Below are 20,036 nucleotides of genomic sequence, written 5' to 3'. Positions count from 1 at the left end.
ACCCTCTGATTGTCGAATTTCGTTCTAGAATCGGAGGCGGGCCATGGCGGCGGTCGTTCGGACGGCGTACGGCGAGGTTCGCGGCACCACCCGGGACGGCGTCACCGCCTTCCTCGGCATCCCCTACGCGGCGCCGCCGTTCGGCGAGAACCGGTTCAAGGCCCCGCGGCCGCACGAGCCCTGGGACGGCGTCCGCGACGCCACCGAGTACGGGCCCACCGCGCCCAAGCCCGGCTACCCGCGCCCCTACGACCGGCTGCTGCCCGACCCCGTCGTCCCGGGCGACGACTGCCTCAACCTCAATGTCTGGACGCCTTTCTTCGCGGGGGGTACAGGGGGGTCGTCCCCCCTGAATGTCGCGTCGCCCGATCCCGGCGGCTCCGGGCTGCCGGTCATGGTGTGGATCCACGGCGGCGCGTTCCGCAACGGGTCCGGCGCCGTCGACGTCTACAACGGGCACACCTTCGCCCGCGACGGCGTCGTCTGCGTCAGCGTCAACTACCGGCTCGGCGTCGAGGGCTTCGCGCATCTGCCCGGCGCCCCCGCCAACCGCGGGCTGCTCGACCAGATCTTCGCGCTGGAATGGGTCCGCGACAACATCGCCGGGTTCGGCGGCGACCCCGCCCGCGTCACCGTGTTCGGCGAGTCCGCGGGCGCGATGAGCGTCAGCACCCTGCTCTCCCTCGACCTCGGCCTGTTCCACCGCGCGATCGCGCAGAGCGGCGCCGGCTCCATCGCCCAGGACCCGGCGGACGCGCTGCTCGTCACCAAGGAGATGGCCGCGCGGCTCGGCGTCGAACCCACCGCCGAGGGCTTCGCCGCGCTCGACCCGGCGGCGATCCTGCCCGTCCAGTCCGCCGTGGCCGCCGAGGTCACCGCGCTGCCCGACCCCGGCCGCTGGGGCGCCACCACCGCCGCCGGCGGCATGTCCCTCACCCCCGTGCTGGACGGCGAGCTGCTGACTCAGCGGCCCGAGGACGCCGTCGCCGCCGGCGCCGGACGCGACGTGGACCTGCTCACCGGCTACACCTCCGAGGAGTTCCGGCTGTTCCTGATGCCCACCGGGATCGCCGCCGCCCTCACCGACGACCTGGTGTTCGCCGCGACCGCCGGGATGGGCGTGCCGCCGGCGGTGGCGGCCGCCTACCGCGACCGGCACCCGGGCGTCCCGTCCGGCGAGCTGATGGCGACGATCATCACCGACCACCTGTTCCGGATCCCCGCGAACCGGCTCGCCGAGCGGCACGCCGCGTCCGGCGGCGCCGGCGGCACCTGGATGTACGAGTTCGGCTGGCGGTCCCCGAACCACGACCTCGGCGCCTGCCACGCCCTGGAACTCGGCTTCGTCTTCGACAACCTCACCGCCGAGCCCGAGGGCCTCTCCGGCCCGAACCCGCCGCAGGAGCTGGCCGACCGGATGCACCGCGCCTGGGTGGCGTTCGCCTCCGGCGGCGACCCCGGCTGGGAACGGTTCGAGCCGTCCGGCCGCGCCGTGAAGCTCTTCGACCACCCGTCCGACGAGATCGTCCGCGACCCGCGCGGCGACGACCGGAAGCTCTGGCCCTAGAGGCGGGCCGTGACGTGCTCGGCGATCGCGAGGGACGAGGTCGCGGCCGGGGAGGGGGCGTTGCGGACGGTCACGACGGGGCCGACGCGGCCGATGCGGAAGTCGTCCACCAGCGAGCCGTCCGCGTCCACCGCCTGGGCGCGGACGCCCGCGGGCGCGGCGACGACGTCGTCCGCGGTCAGCTCCGGCACGAACCCGCGCGCCTGCGCGACGAACGCCCGCTTGACCGCCGACCCGTACAGCTCCTTCGCCCCGGTCCGCCAGTGCCGCCGCGCGAGATGCCGGAAGCCGGGGAAGCGCAGCGTCTCCCACAGATCGGCGGGACGGACGTCGCGGCGCCGGTAGCCCTCCCGCGCCAGTGCCAGGACGGCGTTCGGGCCGACGTCGACGCCGCCGTCCACGCGGCGGGTGAAGTGGACGCCGAGGAACGGGTACCGCGGGTCGGGCACGGGGTAGATCAGCCCGCGCACCAGGTCCGTCCGGGACGGGACGAGCCGGTAGTACTCGCCCCGGAACGGGACGATCGCCGGCTCCGCGGCGTCGCCCGCCAGCCGGGCCACCCGGTCCGACTGGAGGCCGGCGCACACGATCAGCAGGTCGAACACCAGCTCCTCGCCCCCGGGCGAGCCCACCCGGACGCGGTCGCCCGCCCGGCCGAGCCGTACCACCTCGAAGCCCAGCCGGATCTCGCCGCCGCCGGCGGCGACGTCGTCCGCGAACGCGCGCGCCACCGCCGGGAAGTCGACGATGGCGGTGGTGGGCGAGTGCAGCGCCGCGACCCCGGCGGCGTGCGGCTCGATCTCGCGAAGCTCGGCGCCCGTCAGCCGGCGAAGGCCGGGGACGCCGTTGGCGGTCGCGCGGCGCTCGATCTCCTCCAGCGGGCCGAGTTCCCCCGCGTCCCGCGCCACGACGACCTTGCCGCACTCCTCGTACGGCAGGCCCTTCTCCGCGCAGTACTCCTTCAGCAGGCCGATGCCGCGGCGGCACAGGGTCGCCTTGAGCGACCCCGGCGCGTAGTAGAGGCCCGCGTGGGCGACACCGCTGTTGTGGCCCGTCTGATGGGCCGCGATGCGGGCCTCCTTGTCCAGGACCGTCACGCGCGCGCCGGGCCGCGTCGCGGTCAGCCGCCGCGCGACGGCCAGCCCGAGGATCCCGGCCCCGACGACACCGATCCGCATCTCCGCCACGAGGCGAATGCTACGGCGCGGCGAACGCCGCGGCGTGGCGGGGCCGGGCGGGGATCAGCTGCCCAGCCGCTTGCGGCCCTGCGCGCGGACGCGCTTGCGCTGCGACGGGTCGAGCATCAGGTAGCCGGCGAGCGGCGCCCCGAGGACGCCCAGGATGATCAGCGCGCTCAGCCACCACGGGAACACGAACAGGGTCAGGAAGCCGACGACGACTCCACCGATCACTACCTTGGTCTTGGTCGACATCTGGTACCTCCGTTGACGGGCCGCCATCCGTTACAACGGCCGTCCCGCGACCGCTGTTCCACGATATGTCGCGAGTCCGCCCGGAGGCCAGCCGTCAGACCCGCAGGGACAGCTGCCCGCCGCCCAGCGTGCGCAGCACCTCGGCGTGCAGCCGCCCGTTGGTGCACACCACGCTGCCGCCGTCCGGGCCCGGCACCCCGGACAGGTCGGTGAACATCCCGCCCGCCTCCTCCACGATCACCTGGAGGGCGGCGAGGTCCCACAGCGACACCTCCGGCTCGGTGGAGATGTCGATCGCGCCTTCCGCCACCATCATGTGCGACCAGAAGTCCCCGAACGCCCGCGTCCGCCACACCTGCCGCGTCAGGTCGAGGAAGTGGGGGAGCCGGCCCTGCTCCTCCCAGCCGCTCAGGCTGGAGAACGACAGCGACGCGTCCGACAGCTCCGTCACCGCCGACACGGTCATCCGGGTCGCGCGGGTCAGGCTGCGGCCCGTCCAGGAGCCGCCGCCGCGCGCCGCCCACCAGCGCCGGTTCAGCGACGGCGCCGACACGACACCGACCACGATCTCGTCGTTCTCCATCAGCGCGATGAGCGTCGCCCACACCGGGACGCCGCGCACGAAGTTCTTCGTGGCGTCGATCGGGTCGATGATCCAGCACCGGTTGCCGTATCCGGTCCGCCCGTACTCCTCGCCGAGCACCGCGTCCCTCGGCCGGGCCCGCTTCAGCGTGCCGCGGATCTGCTCCTCCACGCTGCGGTCGGCGTCGCTGACCGGCGTCAGGTCCGGCTTGGTCTCGACGCTCAGGTCGAGGGCGCGGAAACGCCTGGTCGTGATGTCGTCGGCCCCGTCCGCCAGCACGTGCGCGAGACGCAGGTCATCGGAATAGCCCGCCACGGCGTGCCACGCTACCGCGATCACGGCCCGCACCGACACACTCACCGTTCCTCAACAGTGTCCAGGAGTGAGTTCTGAACCCATGTCCCGGTGCTGCGCGTGTCCCGAACGGTGTTGGACGCGCTGGTTCCCCGCGTTCTGGTTGCCCGCGTCGGGGGGGCCTGCATCGTGTACGGGCTCCGTGACGGGGTGGCGGGGTCCCTCACGCCCCAGGGTACCCGGTCCGGTCTGGACGGTCCGATGCCCGCGATCATCGCTCTGGTGATGGCGGGGTGGTGCCGTTCGTCGCCGGATCGGGTGCCCCAGGGCGCGTCGCCCGATCGCGATGCTCGCCGCATCGTGCCGGGAAACCCTCCTGGTCTTACTGCTCATCGGTTCACGCCAGTGCTGGGCGCCCCAGGTGGAGGTGTAGGCGGGGTCCACCGCCACGATCGCCAGCCCGGCTTCGGCCGCCATCGCCACCAGCCTGGCCCTCAGTCGCCCGGTGGGCATGCCGGAGATCAGTTGCCGGAACCGTTTGCGGCGACCGTGCTTCTCCCGGGTCTTCTCGGCGGCGAAGTCGAGGTCCTCGATGGCGATCGCGGCGACCCCGCAGTCGGCGGCCCAGTGCAGCAGGCCGGTGATGGCGTGCCGGACTTGGGCGTCGCGGTGCGCGGCGTCGCCGGACAGGTCGTAGCCGAACCGCTTGGGGTCGCCGACGGGGTTTCCGTGCCGGTCCAGGTGCCAGGCGGCGAAGTGGTCGGCGTTGGTGTCGACCCCGATCATGCCACGTACGCGCGCGGTCTCCAGCGGGGGTGTCGGTGCGGTGACGCGCTGCCAGGACGCTGTGATGTACCAGCGGCCTCGCTCGACGTCGAGGTGGATGCGGTAGGCCACCGCCCGGTCGGCCGTGATGCGGTCGGCCCACTCGGTACCCCGGTGCCGGAAGGCGACGCGGGCCGCCAGGACGTACCGGCCGTGCGGTGCGTTCGCCAGGTACCCCAGCGGGGCCGGGAGCCGGATCGACACCTCCCCGCCCGGGGCGATGCGGATGGTCTCGTTGCCGTACCGCTTGCCCGACTCGCCATCGGCGCGCAGGAACCAGCGTCGGGCCTCCCACCGCTCCCGCCACTGCTCCTGCGTGAGCCCGGCCTCATTCAGATGGTGCCGGGCGTTGAGGAGCCGGTGGCCGCCCCGCACCACATGCACACGCCCGGCGTCCCAGTCGGCCCGCTCGGCGGCCAGCCGGTCCCGCAGCACACCCAGGCGACGGGACTTGGCGAACCACTCCCGTCTGGAGCGGTAGCCGCCGGGCGCCCGCTTGCTGCCCGGCGCGCCGATCGGCAGGGACAGCCGATGCTCGATCGTCGCCACACCGGCCTCAAGCGAGCGCAGATGCGCCAGCAGGCCACGCCGCGCCAGCGCCCACTGGTCATGGGTGGCCTTGGTGATACTCCCGGCCCACCGCGCCGACGACTCGCCCGTCAACTCCCGCTTGCGCACCGCCCACCGCTGCGCGTCATGCTCCAGGCCGTCGGCGCAGCGGACCTTCAGATCACGGCCGGCCAGCGACCCCAGATGCGCACCGGCCAGCCGCAGCACCCGCTCGTCCTGGGCGGTCAGGCCCTTGAGGCGGTCGCGCACCGCCACCCCCGACGGCCCCGCCACCACGAACGGCGCGGCGAACGCGCCGGTGGTGGCCCTCTCACCATCGGTGGCGGACTGTTTCATGGCCGATACTTTAAGTGACTGCATTCGAACGTGCAATCGATATGTCACTCGCCGCACACCGCAACCGACCCCACTGGCCCGGGCCGCCCTGACCAGCCCTACGGGAACACGGCTCCGCCCAACACACGCCGGCACTCCACCCTGGACACTCACACGCCAGCAGTCCAGAACCCCCGGCCGTTACGGCTTTTCGGCCCGCCCCCGAGGCGCGGCGGGCGGTGCCGCGCGCGGGCACCTGGCAGCATGGGCGCATGGCCCACGATCTACCCGGGTGGGTCGCCGAGCTGACCGATCCGCGCCGCGCGCGGACGCTCGACGAGCTCGCCGACCGCCTCGTCCCCCTGGCCGAGCACGCCATCGACGTCTCCCGCCGGCTGCAGGCGCAGCTGAACGAGCTGAACGACCCGTTCAAACGGGAGGCCCTGTACGGGCGGGTCGAGCGGCTGAAGGCCCGCGCCGGCGAGGCGCTGGAGGAGATCACGGCGGAGATCGCCGCGTCCGGCGACGAGCGCCTCGAACGGCTCTGGGCGGACTGGGCGGAGCGCGCCGGGAGCGACGGGACCGGCGGGCGCGACGCCCGCGAGGAGGAGCTGCGCCGCCGCCTCGACCGCGACGTCGTCCCCGTGCTGTCCCGCAGCAGGCAGGACGTGGCCGAACGGGTCGCCGCGCGGACGTCCGGCGCGCTGGAGGAGGCGACGCAGACCCTGCTCACCCGGGTCGAGGAGCTGGCGAGGGCCGTCACCGACCTGATCACCGAGGTGCTGCCGCTGGCCCGCGAGGGCCTGGCGCTCGCCAACCGCGTCTCCGGCCTGTCCGCGCAGGCCCGCAAGGCCGGGCGCGGCCCGATCCCCGAGGAGCTGAAGGACGCCGGCGCCGGGACGGCCCGCGCGTTCGACGAGGCCGTCGCGCGGCTGGAGCTGGAATGGGCCGCGCTCGGCGCCCGGTCCGCGACCGTGCGGGCCGCGCTGCGCGCCGCCGAGGAGAACGCGTTCAGCCACGTCACCGAGGAGATGACCCGGTGCGTGGAGGAGCTGGCGCCCGAGCACGTCCGGGCCCTGAACGAGGCGGAGGCGCGGGCCCGCGCCCTGTTCGGCGACCCCGCTCAGGAGCGTCCGGCCACGTGAACTTCCGGCTGACCGGCCGCGCCGCCCGGCCGGTCAGGGCGTCCGTGCGGGCGCCGGTTCAGCCGGAGGAGCGGAAGCTCGCGAGGAACGTCTCGTACACGGGGACGGTCGCGTCCCAGTGCGCCTGGTCGGCGGCCAGGATCACCTGGTAGAGCGCGCCGTCGAACGGGAAGACCCGCACCCGCGCCCGTCCGGCCGTGCCGTTCTTGGTGAACGTGAACTCGATCTCCGCCGCGTCCCGGCCCAGGTACGGCACCTTCCGATTGAAGTACACCTGCTTGTAGTCGGTGTAGTCGAAGTCCTTCGTCGCCGCCGCGAGGGCGTCCCCGGGATCGCTGGTGTCGAAGGGGCCCGGCTTGGCCCGCGTCACGGCCAGGCCGCGCGTCGCGCCCTTCCCGGGCGCGGTGAAGGTGACGTCGTCGCCGGAGCCGTCGGCCGTCCAGCCGTCGGGCACGGCCGCCACGAACGCCGACCCCTCGTACCGGTGGTAGCCCGGCGGGACGCCGGAGCCCGCGCTCGGCGACGGATGGGCGCTCGGCGTGCCGCGCGGCCCGCCGTTCCCGCCGCCGTCGACGAAGACCGCGAACACCACGGCCGCCGCGACCAGCGCGACCGCGAAGATCCCCGCCGGGACGATCAGCTCCCACCGCCGCCGCGCGGGCCGGGGCGGCGGCGGTTCGGGAAGCGGCGGCGGCTCGGGTCCGGGCGCCGGGCCGGGCGGCTGCGTCCCTTCGCCGCCCTGGCCAAGGGTGGCGTTGAGCCCTCGCGGCTCCGGGTTCGGCAGCGGGCCTGGCGGATTCGGGCCTGGAGCGGCCGGGCCGGGCGTGGGCTGCGCCGCGATCGCGCGGAGAAGCCGTTCGGCCTCGTCATAGCCGAGCCGTTCCTGCGGGTCGCGGCGCAGCAGCCCGCGCAGGACCGGTTCCAGAGGCCCGGCGCGGCGCACCGGGTCCGGGTCCTCCCGCAGCAGCGCCCCCATCAGGGCGTAGATGTCGGGACGCTCGAACGGGCGGCGGCCCTCGACCGCCGCGTACAGCGTGGCGCCCAGCGACCACAGGTCGGACGCCGCGGTGGCGTCCTCGCGGCGCGCCTGCTCGGGCGACAGGTAGGCGGGGGAGCCGACGATCGCGCCGGTCTGCGTGAGCGTCTCATCACCCGCGATGGTGGCGACGCCGAAGTCGGTGAGCACGGCCCGCTCGTCGGTGAGCAGCACGTTCCCCGGCTTGACGTCGCGGTGCACCACGCCCTCGGCGTGCGCCGCCCGGAGCGCGCCCAGCAGGTCCAGCCCGATCCGCGCCACCCGGTCCGGGGCGAGCGGGCCCTCCCGCCTGATCACCGCGTCCAGGGCGGGCGCCCGCACCAGCCGCATCACGATCCAGGGGCGGCCGTCCTCCCGGACGACGTCGTGCACCGTGACGATGCCGGGATGGTCGAGCTGCGCCGCCGACCGCGCCTCCCGCATCGTCCGCGCGTACACGTGCTCGGTCTGCGTCCCGTCCAGGCCGCGCGGCGGGGACACCTCCTTGATCGCCACCTCGCGGTGCAGCACCGTGTCGCGGGCGAGCCAGACCACGCCCATACCGCCGCGGCCGAGCTCCTCCAGGAGCTCGTAGCGGCCCTCGTCGATCGTGCGCGGCATGCAGGCGACGATACCGACGTACCACACGGAGTGAAGCGCCGTTCTCGCCCCGTTTCCGGGGCATGCGGCTACTCCGGCTCGCCCTCCCGGCTGGCGAGCAGCCGGCGCAGCGAGTCCAGCCGGGCCCGGCTGGCGTGCCCGTCCTCGACCCATCCGTCCAGGCCGCAGGACTCCTGGAGGTGGTCGCAGAGCGGCGGGCAGCGCTCCGCCGCGCCCTCCGCCAGGTCCTCGAAGGCGTTGATCACGTTCTCCGGCTCGACGTGCGCCAGCCCGAAGCTGCGCACCCCCGGGGTGTCGATGATCCAGCCGTCGCCGCCGGGCAGCTCCAGCGCGATCGCCGACGAGGACGTGTGCCGGCCCCGCCCGGTCACCGCGTTCACCCGGCTGACGGCCCGCTCCGCGTCCGGGACCAGCGCGTTGACCAGCGTCGACTTGCCCACGCCCGAGTGCCCGACGAGCACGCTCATCCGGCCGGACAGGTGCCCGCGCAGCTCGTCGAGGTCGCCGCCGCGCCGCGTCACCACGTACGGGACGCCGAGCGGCGCGTACTCGGCGACGAGGCCGTCCGGGTCGGCGAGGTCGGCCTTGGTGAGGCAGAGCAGCGGGTCCATGCCGGCGTCGTAGCCGGCGACGAGCTGCCGGTCGATCATCCGGGGCCGCGGCTCCGGGTCGGCCAGCGCCGTCACGATCACCAGCTGGTCGGCGTTCGCGACGATGATCCGCTCGAACGGGTCGGTGTCGTCGGCGGTGCGGCGCAGCGACGACGCCCGCGGCTCCACCCGGACGATCCGGGCGAGGGTGTCCGTCGCGCCGGACACGTCCCCGACCAGCGCGACCCGGTCGCCGACCACCACGCCCTTGCGGCCGAGCTCGCGGGCGCGCATCGCGGTGACGGGCCGCTCGTCGCGGGTCCCGGCGTCCACCAGGCAGCGGTACCGGCCGCGGTCCACCGCCGTCACGAACCCGGCGGAGGCGTCCTCGTGCGCCGGGCGGCGGCGGGTGCGCGGCCGCGACCCGCGGCGCCCGGGCCGCACCCGGACGTCGTCCTCGTCGTAGTCCTGTACTCGTCGTGCCAGTGGTCGGTCTCCGTTCTCCGGCCGGCGCCGCTCTCAGGCGGACGCCAGCATCGACGCCCACAGCTCCGTGAAGCCTGGAAGTGTCTTGCCCACCGTGGCGGGATTCTCCACCTCCACGCCCGGGACGGCCAGCCCCAGCACCGCCGCCGCCATCACCATCCGGTGGTCGTCGTAGGTGCGGAAGACGCCGCCGTGCAGCGGGCGCGGCCGGATCTCCAGGCCGTCCGGCAGCTCCCGGACGTCCCCGCCCAGCCCGTTGATCTCCGTGACGAGCGCCGCCAGCCGGTCGGTCTCGTGGCCGCGCAGGTGCGCGATCCCGGTCAGCCGGGACGGGCCGTCGGCCAGCGCCGCGAGCGCCGCCAGCACCGGGGTCAGCTCGCCGACGTCGTGCAGGTCGGCCTCCAGCCCGCCGAACCCGCCGTCCCCCCGGACGGTCAGCCCGTCCGGGCCGGGCGCCACGTCCGCGCCCATCCGGGCGAGGAGATCGCGGAGCGCGTCGCCGGGCTGGGTGGTGTCCGACGGCCAGTCCGGCACGGTGACGCGCCCGCCGGTGACGAGCGCGGCGGCCAGGAACTGGGCGGCGTTGGACAGGTCGGGCTCGATCAGCCACTCGCCGCCGCGAACGGGACCCGGCGCGACCCGCCAGACGTCGGTGTCCGTCTCGACCGCCACACCGCGGTCGCGGAGCATCCGGACGGTCATCGCCAGGTGCGGCGCGGACGGCACCGGCGGCCCCTCGTGCCGGACCTCCACGCCCTTGCCGAACCGCGGCGCGGCCAGCAGCAGCCCGGACACCAGCTGCGACGACCCGGACGCGTCGATCGTGACCGGCCCGCCGTCGACCGCGCCGGTCCCGTGCACGGTGAAGGGCAGCGCGCCGCGCCCGCCGTCGTCGATGGCGACGCCGAGCGCGCGCAGCGCGGTGATGATCGGGCCCATCGGCCGCTTGCGGGCGTAGGGGTCGCCGTCGATGGAGACCTCGCCCGCGGCGAGCGCCGCGACGGGCGGGACGAACCGCATCACCGTCCCGGCGAGCCCGGTGTCCACCCGGGCCGGGCCGCGCAGCTCCTGCGGCACGGTCTGCCAGTCGGCATCAGCGTGGGGCGACGACCCGCCGGCGACCGCCTTCGAGTCCTCCCCGATGCTCGCGCCGAGCGCGCGCAGCGCGTCCGCCATGAGTTCGGTGTCGCGGCTGTGCAGCGGCCGGGTGATGCACACCGGGTCCTCGGCGAGCGCCGCGAGGATCAGCGCCCGGTTCGTCATCGACTTGGAGCCGGGCAGCCGGACCGTGGCGTCGACCGGGCCGTCGGCGACCGGGGCGTTCCAGTGCGGAGAGGGCATGCCCCAAGGTTATCGGGCGGCCGCGGGGGCGGCGCGAACGTTTTCGCGGGCCGGACCGGGACACCTCGCGGGTCAGAGCGGGATGGTGAGCAGCGTCCCCCCGCCGTCCACCACGACCTGGAAGCGGCTGATCTCGCTGCGCGACAGCGCGGTCGCGCCCTGCATCGCGAGCGGCTTCGGCGACCCGGCGACGCCGTACCCGGGCTCGGGAACGCGCCAGCCGCCGACGACCGACCGCGCCCCCGACGTCGACACCGCCTCCAGATGGCACCTCAGCGGGCCCTTGACGTGGGTCAGCTCGAACGTCACCTGCGTGCCCCACTTCTTGTCCACCAGGCCGACGGTGCCGGACGCGCCGGTCCGCGCGTCCGTCGCCTGGTGCCGCTCGCCGACGATCGCCTGGGGCTGCGGCTGCGGCCGGGGCTTGCCCTCGTCGTCGCCCAGCGTCGTCCCGACGCCCACCCCGATCGCCACCAGCGCCGCTGCCGCCGCCGCGCCCGCCCCGTACGCGACGCGCCGCGTCCGCCGGTCCCGCGCCTGCTTGCGCCGGACCATGTCGATCACCGGCGCGGGCGGCCTCGCGGGTTCCCCGGGGGGCTCGGCCTCCGCCGGATCGATCCCGGAGAGCGCCTCCGCCAGCCCGCCCATCTCGCGCAGCTCGGCGCGGCAGACGCCGCACCCCGCCAGATGCGCCTCGAAGGCCCGCCGATCGTCGGCTTCGAGGAGCCCGAGCGCGTAGGCGCCGACATCGGTGTGCTCGACCTGCGAACTCATGAGGTCACCGTTACCTGGAACGTGAGCGGATGCGGGCATCCGCTGTTCGGGTAGCCGCCGCTTGCACGGCGGCGGCCCCGGTCATGCCCGCGTTCGCGGCCGCCGGGTTCCTGCTTCGCGGGCGGTTGCCCGGCAAGGCCGGGTCTTACAGCGCCTCCACAGGCGTTTCGCTTCTCCGCCCCACTGGCGGCGAGGTCACGCAGGTTGATCGCGGCGTTGACATCGCGGTCCAAGGTCAGGCCGCAGGCGTCGCACCGGAAGGTCCGCTCGGACAGCGACAGGCTTGGCTTTCGCCCGCCGCAGCCCGAGCAGGTCTTGGACGAGGGGAACCACCGATCGGCCACGACCAGACGGCCGCCGTTCCAGCCGGTCTTGTACTCCAGCATCCGCCGCGCGGCTCCGAAACCCTGGTCGGCCACGGCGCGGGCGAGCCGCCGGTTGGCGATCATCCCGGGGACGTTGAGGTCCTCGACCACCACGGTTTCGTACCGGGCGGCCAGATGCGTGGTGGCCTTGTGCAGGGCATCCGCGCGGATGTCGGCGACGCGGGCGTGGTGGCGGGCGAGCCGCTTGGCGGCCTTGGCACGGTTGGTTGAGCCGCGCTGTTTACGCGAGTGGGCCTTGCCGAGCCGCCGCAGTTTGCGCAACCCGGTCCGCAGCGCCTTCGGCCCGGCGATCTGGGTCACGCGGCCATGGTCGTCCACAGCGGTCAGCAGCGTCGTCACTCCGAGATCGACGCCCACCGCACTGCCCGGCCGGACGTGCCGCTCGGCGACGATGCGGTCGAGTTGGACGGTGAAGGAGACGTACCAGCGGTGCGCGGTCCGCGACACCGTGGCCGACAGGATCCGCGCCGTCCCGTTCTCCAGACGGCGGGCCAGCTTGCGGGTGGACTCGTGCGTGTGGATCGTGCCCAGGCGCGGAAGCGTCACCGTCCGGCCGCTGCAGCGCATCGCACCGGCGCCGAATCGGAACGAATCACGGCACCGTCCGCGCTTCTTGAACCGGGGAAACCCCAGACGGCGGCCCTTGCGAACGCCCTTTCGGGACCGGACGAACTCCCGCAACGCCCGGTCGAGGTCGCGGAACGCCTCCTGGTACACGCACTTGGAGTTCTCGCTCCACCACCCGAGGCCCGGATCGGACTTCTTCTCCCGGTTCCACAACCGGTGCAACTCGGCGCCCGACCACCACTTGCCCTCAGCGTCGTAGCGGTCCCGGCAGGCGGCCAGACCCCAGTTCCACGCGAACCGCGCTGCCCCCGCATGCGACCGCAACCCCCGCTCCTGCCGGGAAGTGGGGTCCAGCGCGAACCGGTACGCCTGCGTCACCATCACAGCCCGTACCGTAATCGGGGCCGCCGACAAAACCCTGGCGAAGGTGCCTTGGCGACGGCGAGGCTCGGATGACGCATACGCGCAGACGCGCGCGTTCGTCCGCATTTCGGTCATCTGTCCCGCACCCCCCTCTCCTCCAGGGCGACGCGCAGTGCGCGAAGCGCGTAGTACACCCGGGACTTCACCGTCCCCACGGGGATCCCGAGGTGCTCGGCCGCCTGGTTCACCGTCCGGTCGCGCAGGACCGTCTCGGTCAGCGCCTGCCGGTGCGCGGGCGACAGCGAGGCCAGCGCCTCGGTCACCACGACCTTGCGCAGCAGGGCGTCCATCTCGTCCGCCATCGGGAGGTTCTCCAGGGGGGCGTCGCCGACCTCGGGCGGCCGGACGTCGCGGTGCCGACGGTCGTCGATCACGATACGCCGCGCCACGGTGGCCAGCCAGGGCATCAGCGAGGTCGAGCGGACGTCCAGCCGGTCCGCGCTCCGCCACGCCCGGATCATCGTCTCCTGCGCGACGTCCTCCGCCCACTGCCGGTCGCCGCCGGTCAGCCGCAGCACGAACGACATCAGCGGCCGCTGGTACTCCCGGTACAGCTCCGCCACCAGCTGCTCGCCGGCCGGCGCGGGGGGCGGTCCGCCGCCCGGACCCGGCCTGCGGAGCAGGCTCCGCAGGCCGCCGGTCCGGCGGGTCGATCCGGGTGCTGCCATGGCCGGGCGTCTCCGTGTCGGTCGAAGGACCCAGGTAGCGGGCGGTCACCAGGCAGTACGCGGGCGACCCGGTGCGCGGTTCAACGGATTTGAGGCCGCGTTAAGGCTCGCTTCGGGAAACCGGCACCAGGCCGGCTCCCGCGCGGGCCCGGGTCCGGCATCGCCGGGGTGGGGCGTCCGGGGGGCGCGGGCTCAGTGCTTGACGGCCTGCAGCACCTTGCCGGCCTGCACCGCCGTGCCGGTCCCGACGGTCCGGCCCGCCTTCGCGGCCTTCGCCGCCTGCGTCGCGGTGCCCGCCTTGACCGACTTGCCGGCCTTCGCGGCGCGCGCGGCCTGCGCGGCGGTCTGCGCCTTCACCGTCTTGCCGGCCTGGGACGCGATGCCCTGCGCCTTCCCGGCCCGCCCGGCGGCCTTGCCGCCCAGCAGCCCGAGCCTGCCGCCCTTCTTGGACGCCTTGCCGAGCTTCAGCCCGCCCAGCAGCGCGCCGCCCCGGCCGGAGGCCCTCCCGGACGCCCGGCCGAGCTTCATCCCGAACGCGGCACCGCCGCCCCGGCCCGACTTCGCCGCCTTCGCGGCCTGCGTCGCCGCGCCGGCCTTGATGGACTTGCCGGCCTGCGCCATCATCCCGGACGCCCTGCCCGACGCCTTCCCGGCCTTGGCGGACGCCTTGCCCAGCTTCGCGCCGAGCAGCGCGCCACCGCCGCCGCCGGTCTTCGCCGCCTTCGCGGCCCGCCTCGCGGCCTTCCGGCCGCCCTCGGCGCGGGCCACCCGGACCTGCCGGGCCGCCTCGCGGCGGGCCTCCCGCAGCGTCACCGCGGCCTCGCGGCGCATGGCCTTGGTCTCGGCGCCCGCCCTGATCTGGGACTCGCGCGCGGCGCGGCGCAGCTCGGCGAGGCGCGGGGGACGCCGGGGCTCGGTCGCCGAGATCAGCAGCGCGCCGAACAGCGCGGCGTTCTTCAGCAGGTGGGAGCGCTCTTCGGCGCGGCGGTCCGGGTCGTCCTCGGTCCAGTAGCGGTGCTCGGTCGCCAGCGCGGGCACCATCTGGGCGGCGAGCAGCAGCGTCGTCAGCCGCCGGAACTTGCCCATGACCAGCAGCGCACCGGTCCCGACGCTGATCGCGCCCTCGATCCGGACGAGGGTCTCGGGGTCCTTCGGCATCCAGTCGATCCGGTCGGCGATCGGTTTCACCGAAGGCCCGACCTGCTCGGCGCGCGGGCGCGGATCGCGGACCGCCTCCAGACCGGTCATGATGAACGGGGCCGCCACCAGGGGGCGGGCCAGGGTCTCGATGGGTCGCATGACCCGCTACATGCCCGCCACGATGCGCCTCAAGCGCGGCAGGATGGGGACCATGTGCGGTCGATATGCCACCACCCGCGCGCGTCAGGAGCTCCTGGACGAGTTCCAGGTGCAGGTCGACGCGGCCGGCGGGGAGATCCAGCCCGACTACAACGTCGCCCCGACGAAGCAGGTCCCGGCGGTCCTCAGCCGGCGGCCGAAGGACGCCCCGGAGGACGAGGAGGCGGTGCGGCAGCTCCGGACGCTGCGCTGGGGCCTCGTCCCGTCCTGGGCGAAGGACCTGTCGATCGGCTCCCGCATGATCAACGCGCGGGTCGAGACCGTCCACGAGAAGCCGTCCTACCGCCGCGCGTTCGCCCGGCGGCGCTGCCTGCTGCCCGCCGACGGCTACTTCGAGTGGTACACGCTCCAGGACGCCGACGACCCGGCGGACGGAGAGAAGAAGGCGAAGAAGAAGCCGCGGAAGCAGCCGTTCTTCATCCGTCCCAAGGACGGCGGGGTCATGGCGATGGCGGGGCTTTACGAGCTGTGGAAGCCGCGCGACGAGGAGGACGCCGACTGGCTGTGGACGTGCACGGTGATCACCACCGACGCGCCCGACGACCTCGGCCGGATCCACGACCGGATGCCGATGGTCGTCCGGCCCGACCAGTGGGACGCCTGGCTCGATCCCGAGCTGACCGACCCGGACGGGGTGCGCGGTCTGCTGGTTCCCGCGATGACCGGCACGATGGACGCCTATCCCGTGTCGAAAGCGGTCAACAGCGTGAAAAACAACGGGCCGGAACTCATAGAACCGTCCAGTGATGGGGATAGTTCCGACAACCATTCCGGCGCGCTGTTCTGACCGCCGCCGCCCCGGCCCCTCCCGGTTCCGGCGGCCGGAACCGGGCCTCCCGTTCGCCGGAGGGCTTTGCCCGGAGACCCCCACCGGGAGGAGTTCGGACCTCGTGGACGCAGCCGCAGCCCGTTCCCGACTGGAGGCGATGGTCGAGGATCTGGATCGTTCCATCGCCATTCTGCGGGGGGAGAGCCCGGAGCGCGACCATTCCGCGGCGGACGCCGGCTCCGGCCTTTCCGACCGCGACCGGGTCGAGGCCGCGCTCGACTCCCTCCGCCGGCACCGCGCCGCCGTCCAGGCCGCCCTCGACCGCGTCGCCGCCGGCTCCTACGGCCGGTGCGTGGGCTGCGGGGACCCGGTCCCGGAAGGGCGCCTGGAGGCCCGTCCCGACGCCGCCAGGTGCGTGCGGTGCCAGGCCCGGTACGACCGCCGCGGACGGTAGGAACGGGCCTCAGGGGCCGTCCTAGAGGCGCCTGGCGCTCGCCAGGAGGTGGAAACCCAGGGACTCGTCCCCGGGCGGGGCGTTCAGCTCGGTCCGGACGAGGCGCGGCAGCGCGTCCGGCGACGAGGACAGCACGTGCTCCACCGTCGACGGGGACAGCGCCGTGCGCGGCCTGATCCAGGAGACCTCCAGCCCCACCTCGGCGAGCAGCTCGCGGAGCTGGTCGGCGCCGAAGCAGCGGGTGATCGTCCCGTCCGGCCACGGCACCAGGACGACCTCCGCGCTCGGCACGTCCGACAGGTGCGCCCAGTGGCTCTGCTCGGCCAGCAGCGCCATCCCGAGCGTCAGCGAGTCCACGCACAGCAGCACGCGCCCGCCGGGCCGCAGCACCCGCGCGATCTCCGCGATGGTCTCCTCGGTGGCCAGGTGCCGCGACAGCACCCGGTTCTCGGCGAGGACCGCGTCCATGGACGCGGCGCCGAGGAAGGCGAGCGAGCCCGAGTCGCCGAGGACCTTGGTCGTCGCGGGGCCCGGCCCGGAGGCCCCGTCGCCGGACGTCCCGGCCGCGAGCGCGCCGGCCGTGCGGCGCTCCAGCAGCGGGTCGCGGACCTCGACGACCGTGTGGCCGGCCTCCGCGGCGCGCTCGGCGCACCGCCCGTGATCGCCGGAGATGTCCAGGAGGCGCGACGGCCTGCGCGGCAGCCAGCGCGCCAGCTGCGCGTCGGCCACCGCCCAGTAGAACCTCCAGTAGCGCGCCAGGGCGTCGCCCTCCGTGGGGGAGTCGCGCAGGCTGGCGATGGTGGGCTCGGGAGGTCGCGCCGGCACCGGTAGCAACGGTTTGCTCCTGTTCTCGCCGTGTACGTCAGTTCTTTCCCCGTCAGGGCCCGGTCATCACCCTCCGTGCAGGCCGTGCGGGGTGGCCCGGTCCGCTCGGGGACGTCCGGAATCTTTTCCGCGTGCGGCTCCCGGTCGGGGAATCGGCGGGCGCGTCCCGGCGTTGCACCGTCTCATAACCGTCCGCACACGTGTCGCGGCACGACCGGACGGACGCCTTGTCCGCGCTCGCGGGCGAGGCGATGGACGAGCACACAGCGGAGGTGCAGGCCGATGACCACAGCCGTTGCCGATTACCCGCGCGGCGCGGGGGTAGTGTCCCCGCCCGGCGGCGCGCGCGCCCCCAAGGGCGTGATGAGGCAGCGCGGCCCGATATCGTCTGTGGGATACGACGCCACCAGGCCGGCCAAGGCCAAGGGCGCCACAGTCAAGGGGGTGGGTCAGGTACCGGGCACCACGGAGACCGTTGAGCAGCGCCAGGAGCGGTTCCAGCGCGACGTGCTCCCGTTCTTGGACCAGCTGTACTCGGCCGCGCTGCGCATGACGCGCAACCCGGCGGACGCCGAGGATCTCGTACAGGAGACCTTCGCCAAGGCGTTCGCGTCCTTCCACCAGTTCAAGGAAGGCACCAACCTCAAGGCGTGGCTGTACCGCATCCTGACCAACACGTTCATCAACTCCTACCGCAAGAGGCAGCGCCAGCCGCAGCAGTCCGCGACCGAGGAGATCGAGGACTGGCAGCTCGCGCGCGCCGAGTCGCACACCTCGAGCGGCCTGAAGTCCGCCGAGGCGGAGGCGCTTGAGCACCTGCCCGACTCCGACGTGAAGCGGGCGCTGCAGGAGCTGCCCGAGGAGTTCCGCATCGCCGTCTACCTCGCCGACGTCGAGGGCTTCGCCTACAAGGAGATCGCCGACATCATGGGCACGCCCATCGGCACGGTGATGTCGCGGCTGCACCGGGGCCGCCGGCAGCTGCGCGGGATGCTGGAGGACTACGCTCAGGACCGCGGGCTGACGCGCGCCACCGGGGGGCCGGCATGAGCCGGGGGAGCGCCGGACGCGTAGAGCGGAGCGACATGCCGGACACCGCGGCCGGGCGCGGCGCGGTGAGCGAGAGGGGTGCGTGAGCCATGAGCTGTGGCGACCACCACGAGACGTCCTGCGAAGAGGTCCTCGCGCGCGTCTACACCTACCTTGACGGCGAACTCGACCAGGGCGGCTGCGGCGAGGTGCGCGAGCACCTCGACGAGTGCGGGCCCTGCCTGCGCGAGTACGGCTTGGAAGAGGCCGTCAAGAAGATCGTGAACAAGTCCTGCGGGTGCGAGCAGGCCCCGGCCGAGCTGCGCTCGAAGGTGCTCGGCCGGATCGAGGAGATCTGCGGCGAGATCAAGGCGTCCGGCGGCGTCGCGTCCGGCGGCACCGGCGCCTCCGAGTCCGCCTGACCGGCCCTTCCGGGCCCGCCTGACCGGGCCCCGGCGGCGCGCATGATCGGGAGCGCCGCGGCTGGGTATCGTGCTGGGGTGCTCGCTCTCGTCACCGGCGCGGCCGGCTTCATCGGGTCCCATCTCGTCGACCGGCTCCTCGCCGACGGCCACGAGGTCGTCGGCGTGGACGACCTGTCGTCGGGGGCCAACCGGAACCCGGCCATCGAGCTGTGGCGGATGGACGTGGCCGACCCGGCGCTCGCCGAGCGGATGGCGGCGCGCCGCCCCGAGGTCGTCTGCCATCTGGCGGCGCAGGTGAGCGTGCGCGCCAGCGTGGCCGACCCGCTGCACGACGCGCGGGTCAACGCGCTCGGGACGGCGAACGTGCTGGAGGCGGCGCGGGCGGCGGGCAGCCGCAAGGTCGTGTTCACCTCCAGCTGCGCGGTCTACGGGGTGCCGGACGCGCTGCCCGTCCCGCCGGACGCGCCGCTGCGCCCCGCGTCGCCGTACGCGGCCTCGAAGGTGACCGGCGAGGTGTACGCCGGGATGTACAAGGCGCTGCACGGCCTCGACTACACGACGCTGACGCTGGCGAACGTGTACGGTCCGCGGCAGACGCCCGAGGGCGAGGCCGGCGTGATCTCGATCTTCACCGACGCGCTGCTGGCGGGCCGCCCCACGAAGGTGTTCGGGGACGGTCGGCAGACCCGCGACTACGTGTACGTCCTGGACGTGGTGGACGCGTTCGCCCGCGCGACGGGAGAGGCGGGCGGCGGCGGCCGCTTCAACGTCGGGACGGGCCTCCAGACGACCGACCGGGACCTGCACGCGCTCGTCGCCGCCGCGGTGGGCGCACCGGACGAGCCGGACTTCGCGCCGCCGCGCCTCGGGGACCTGCCCGCGATGGCGGTGGACCCGGGCCCGACGCGGGAGGCGCTGGGCTGGGAGCCGCGGGTGAGCCTCGCCGACGGCCTCGCCGAAACGGCCGCCTGGGCGCGCGCCCGCACCGCCTGACCGGACCGCGCGTGACCGGACCGCGCGTGACCGGGCCGCGCTGCCCGACCGCCGCGCCACCCGACCGGCCGCACCGCCCGACCGCCGCACCGCCCGACCGGCCGCTCCGTGCCGTTGGCCGGCGGCACCGCCCGACCGGTGGCCCCGTGCTGGGATCCGTGCCGGAGAGTAGAGGAATGCGGCTTGGTGCCATTGATGAGGCGATTCTGGCTGATTCAAGAATGCCATTTGCAGATGCACGTGCATTGAGATTGTGCAGCGGCATTGTGCGGGTACGCTGAGTACATTAATCCCCGGGAATTGATCACTTAAAGTGACACTTGCTTCACGCTTTGCTCACGATTCCCGGCATGCCTGTGTGACCTGGGCAGTTCGCGTTAGGCTGGGGCCGAAATCAGCGACGGGAACGCGGTGCACGCCCCCGAATTCGGGGTATGTGCGGACCTGGGAGACCGGGCCGAGCGGTTCCGGCGGGCCGGCGCCGCGCGCCGGCCGGACCCGGTCGACGGGGGGAGGCGGAAGCCATGCTCGAGTGCGGCAATCCGGCCGGACGAGGCCGGTGCCAGGACGCCACGGGAT

The 20,036-nt window shown here is 74.1% G+C and carries 19 protein-coding genes; 7 read left to right on the top strand and 12 right to left on the bottom strand.

All coding sequences use genetic code 11. From position 1 onward, the window contains the following. Positions 1-43 precede the first annotated feature (43 nt). The gene (locus tag amrb99_RS04645; RefSeq protein WP_190852637.1) at positions 44-1,567 is read left to right on the top strand and encodes a carboxylesterase family protein; all 1,524 of its coding nucleotides are present in this window, start codon (positions 44-46) and stop codon (positions 1,565-1,567) included. On the opposite strand, the gene lhgO is transcribed toward amrb99_RS04645, so the two are convergent. The 4 genes from lhgO to amrb99_RS04625 form a co-directional block, all read right to left on the bottom strand. Next, positions 1,564-2,745 carry an L-2-hydroxyglutarate oxidase gene (gene lhgO / locus amrb99_RS04640; RefSeq protein ID WP_190852847.1) on the bottom strand — a complete coding sequence of 394 codons (1,182 nt, stop codon included), beginning with the start codon at positions 2,743-2,745 and terminating at the stop codon, positions 1,564-1,566. The genes amrb99_RS04645 and lhgO overlap by 4 nt on opposite strands. Positions 2,746-2,808: 63 nt before the next feature. Next, a complete protein-coding gene (locus amrb99_RS04635) occupies positions 2,809-3,000 on the bottom strand; it encodes a hypothetical protein (protein ID WP_151541353.1) in 192 nt (63 codons plus the stop codon). Between the two features lie 94 nt (positions 3,001-3,094). Continuing rightward, positions 3,095-3,898: a histidinol-phosphatase gene (gene hisN, locus amrb99_RS04630; RefSeq protein WP_190852635.1), complete on the bottom strand. Its 804-nt coding sequence runs from the start codon at positions 3,896-3,898 to the stop codon at positions 3,095-3,097. A gap of 51 nt (positions 3,899-3,949) precedes the next feature. Then, entirely contained in the window at positions 3,950-5,608 is a 1,659-nt protein-coding gene (locus amrb99_RS04625) for a transposase (RefSeq protein ID WP_190852633.1), read from the bottom strand. Between the two features lie 251 nt (positions 5,609-5,859). Between amrb99_RS04625 and amrb99_RS04620 the strand changes: the two genes are divergently transcribed. Further along, the gene (locus tag amrb99_RS04620) at positions 5,860-6,732 is read left to right on the top strand and encodes a hypothetical protein (protein WP_190852630.1); all 873 of its coding nucleotides are present in this window, start codon (positions 5,860-5,862) and stop codon (positions 6,730-6,732) included. A gap of 58 nt (positions 6,733-6,790) precedes the next feature. Here amrb99_RS04620 and amrb99_RS04615 read toward each other — a convergent pair whose 3' ends face one another. The 7 genes from amrb99_RS04615 to amrb99_RS04585 all read right to left on the bottom strand — a co-directional run bounded on the left by amrb99_RS04615 (position 6,791) and on the right by amrb99_RS04585 (position 14,902). After that, positions 6,791-8,368, bottom strand: a complete 1,578-nt coding sequence (locus amrb99_RS04615) for a serine/threonine-protein kinase (RefSeq protein ID WP_190852627.1) — start codon at positions 8,366-8,368, stop codon at positions 6,791-6,793. Positions 8,369-8,436: 68 nt separating this feature from the next. After that, on the bottom strand, positions 8,437-9,402 hold the full coding sequence (gene rsgA, locus amrb99_RS04610; RefSeq protein ID WP_347256528.1) for a ribosome small subunit-dependent GTPase A: 966 nt from the start codon (positions 9,400-9,402) through the stop codon (positions 8,437-8,439). 75 nt (positions 9,403-9,477) lie between these two features. After that, on the bottom strand, positions 9,478-10,785 hold the full coding sequence (gene aroA / locus amrb99_RS04605) for a 3-phosphoshikimate 1-carboxyvinyltransferase (protein WP_190852625.1): 1,308 nt from the start codon (positions 10,783-10,785) through the stop codon (positions 9,478-9,480). 72 nt (positions 10,786-10,857) lie between these two features. Beyond that, a complete protein-coding gene (locus tag amrb99_RS04600; protein ID WP_190852623.1) occupies positions 10,858-11,559 on the bottom strand; it encodes a zf-HC2 domain-containing protein in 702 nt (233 codons plus the stop codon). Beyond that, on the bottom strand, positions 11,556-12,893 hold the full coding sequence (gene tnpB, locus amrb99_RS04595) for an IS607 family element RNA-guided endonuclease TnpB (RefSeq protein WP_241755251.1): 1,338 nt from the start codon (positions 12,891-12,893) through the stop codon (positions 11,556-11,558). The genes amrb99_RS04600 and tnpB overlap by 4 nt, the downstream gene beginning before the upstream one ends. 113 nt (positions 12,894-13,006) lie before the next feature. Then, the gene (locus amrb99_RS04590; RefSeq protein WP_347256542.1) at positions 13,007-13,498 is read right to left on the bottom strand and encodes a sigma-70 family RNA polymerase sigma factor; all 492 of its coding nucleotides are present in this window, start codon (positions 13,496-13,498) and stop codon (positions 13,007-13,009) included. Between the two features lie 297 nt (positions 13,499-13,795). Further along, entirely contained in the window at positions 13,796-14,902 is a 1,107-nt protein-coding gene (locus tag amrb99_RS04585) for a DoxX family protein (protein ID WP_190852619.1), read from the bottom strand. On the opposite strand from amrb99_RS04585, the gene amrb99_RS04580 reads away from it, so the two are divergent. Together amrb99_RS04580 and amrb99_RS04575 are read left to right on the top strand one after the other, a co-directional pair. Further along, the gene (locus amrb99_RS04580) at positions 14,901-15,749 is read left to right on the top strand and encodes an SOS response-associated peptidase (protein ID WP_241755230.1); all 849 of its coding nucleotides are present in this window, start codon (positions 14,901-14,903) and stop codon (positions 15,747-15,749) included. The two genes, amrb99_RS04585 and amrb99_RS04580, sit on opposite strands and share 2 nt — an antisense overlap. A 103-nt stretch (positions 15,750-15,852) precedes the next feature. Further along, on the top strand, positions 15,853-16,185 hold the full coding sequence (locus tag amrb99_RS04575) for a TraR/DksA C4-type zinc finger protein (RefSeq protein WP_190852617.1): 333 nt from the start codon (positions 15,853-15,855) through the stop codon (positions 16,183-16,185). A gap of 21 nt (positions 16,186-16,206) precedes the next feature. Here amrb99_RS04575 and amrb99_RS04570 read toward each other — a convergent pair whose 3' ends face one another. Next, on the bottom strand, positions 16,207-17,010 hold the full coding sequence (locus amrb99_RS04570; RefSeq protein WP_190852615.1) for a methyltransferase domain-containing protein: 804 nt from the start codon (positions 17,008-17,010) through the stop codon (positions 16,207-16,209). A 444-nt stretch (positions 17,011-17,454) separates the two neighbouring features. Here amrb99_RS04570 and amrb99_RS04565 point away from each other — a divergent pair, with 444 nt between their 5' ends. The 3 genes from amrb99_RS04565 to amrb99_RS04555 all read left to right on the top strand — a co-directional run bounded on the left by amrb99_RS04565 (position 17,455) and on the right by amrb99_RS04555 (position 19,457). Next, positions 17,455-18,060, top strand: coding sequence for a sigma-70 family RNA polymerase sigma factor (locus amrb99_RS04565; RefSeq protein ID WP_151541343.1), 606 nt, complete (start codon positions 17,455-17,457; stop codon positions 18,058-18,060). Positions 18,061-18,149: 89 nt separating this feature from the next. Next, positions 18,150-18,461, top strand: coding sequence for a mycothiol system anti-sigma-R factor (rsrA, locus tag amrb99_RS04560; RefSeq protein WP_151541342.1), 312 nt, complete (start codon positions 18,150-18,152; stop codon positions 18,459-18,461). 78 nt (positions 18,462-18,539) lie between these two features. Beyond that, positions 18,540-19,457 (top strand): NAD-dependent epimerase/dehydratase family protein, encoded by a 918-nt coding sequence (locus tag amrb99_RS04555; RefSeq protein ID WP_190852612.1) that lies wholly within the window; start codon positions 18,540-18,542, stop codon positions 19,455-19,457. The last annotated feature ends 579 nt before the right edge of the window (positions 19,458-20,036 follow it).

Source organism: Actinomadura sp. RB99, assembly GCF_014706005.1.
In the GTDB taxonomy this organism is placed as follows: Bacteria; Actinomycetota; Actinomycetes; order Streptosporangiales; family Streptosporangiaceae; genus Spirillospora.
This window is presented reverse-complemented; position numbering and strand designations above follow the sequence as displayed.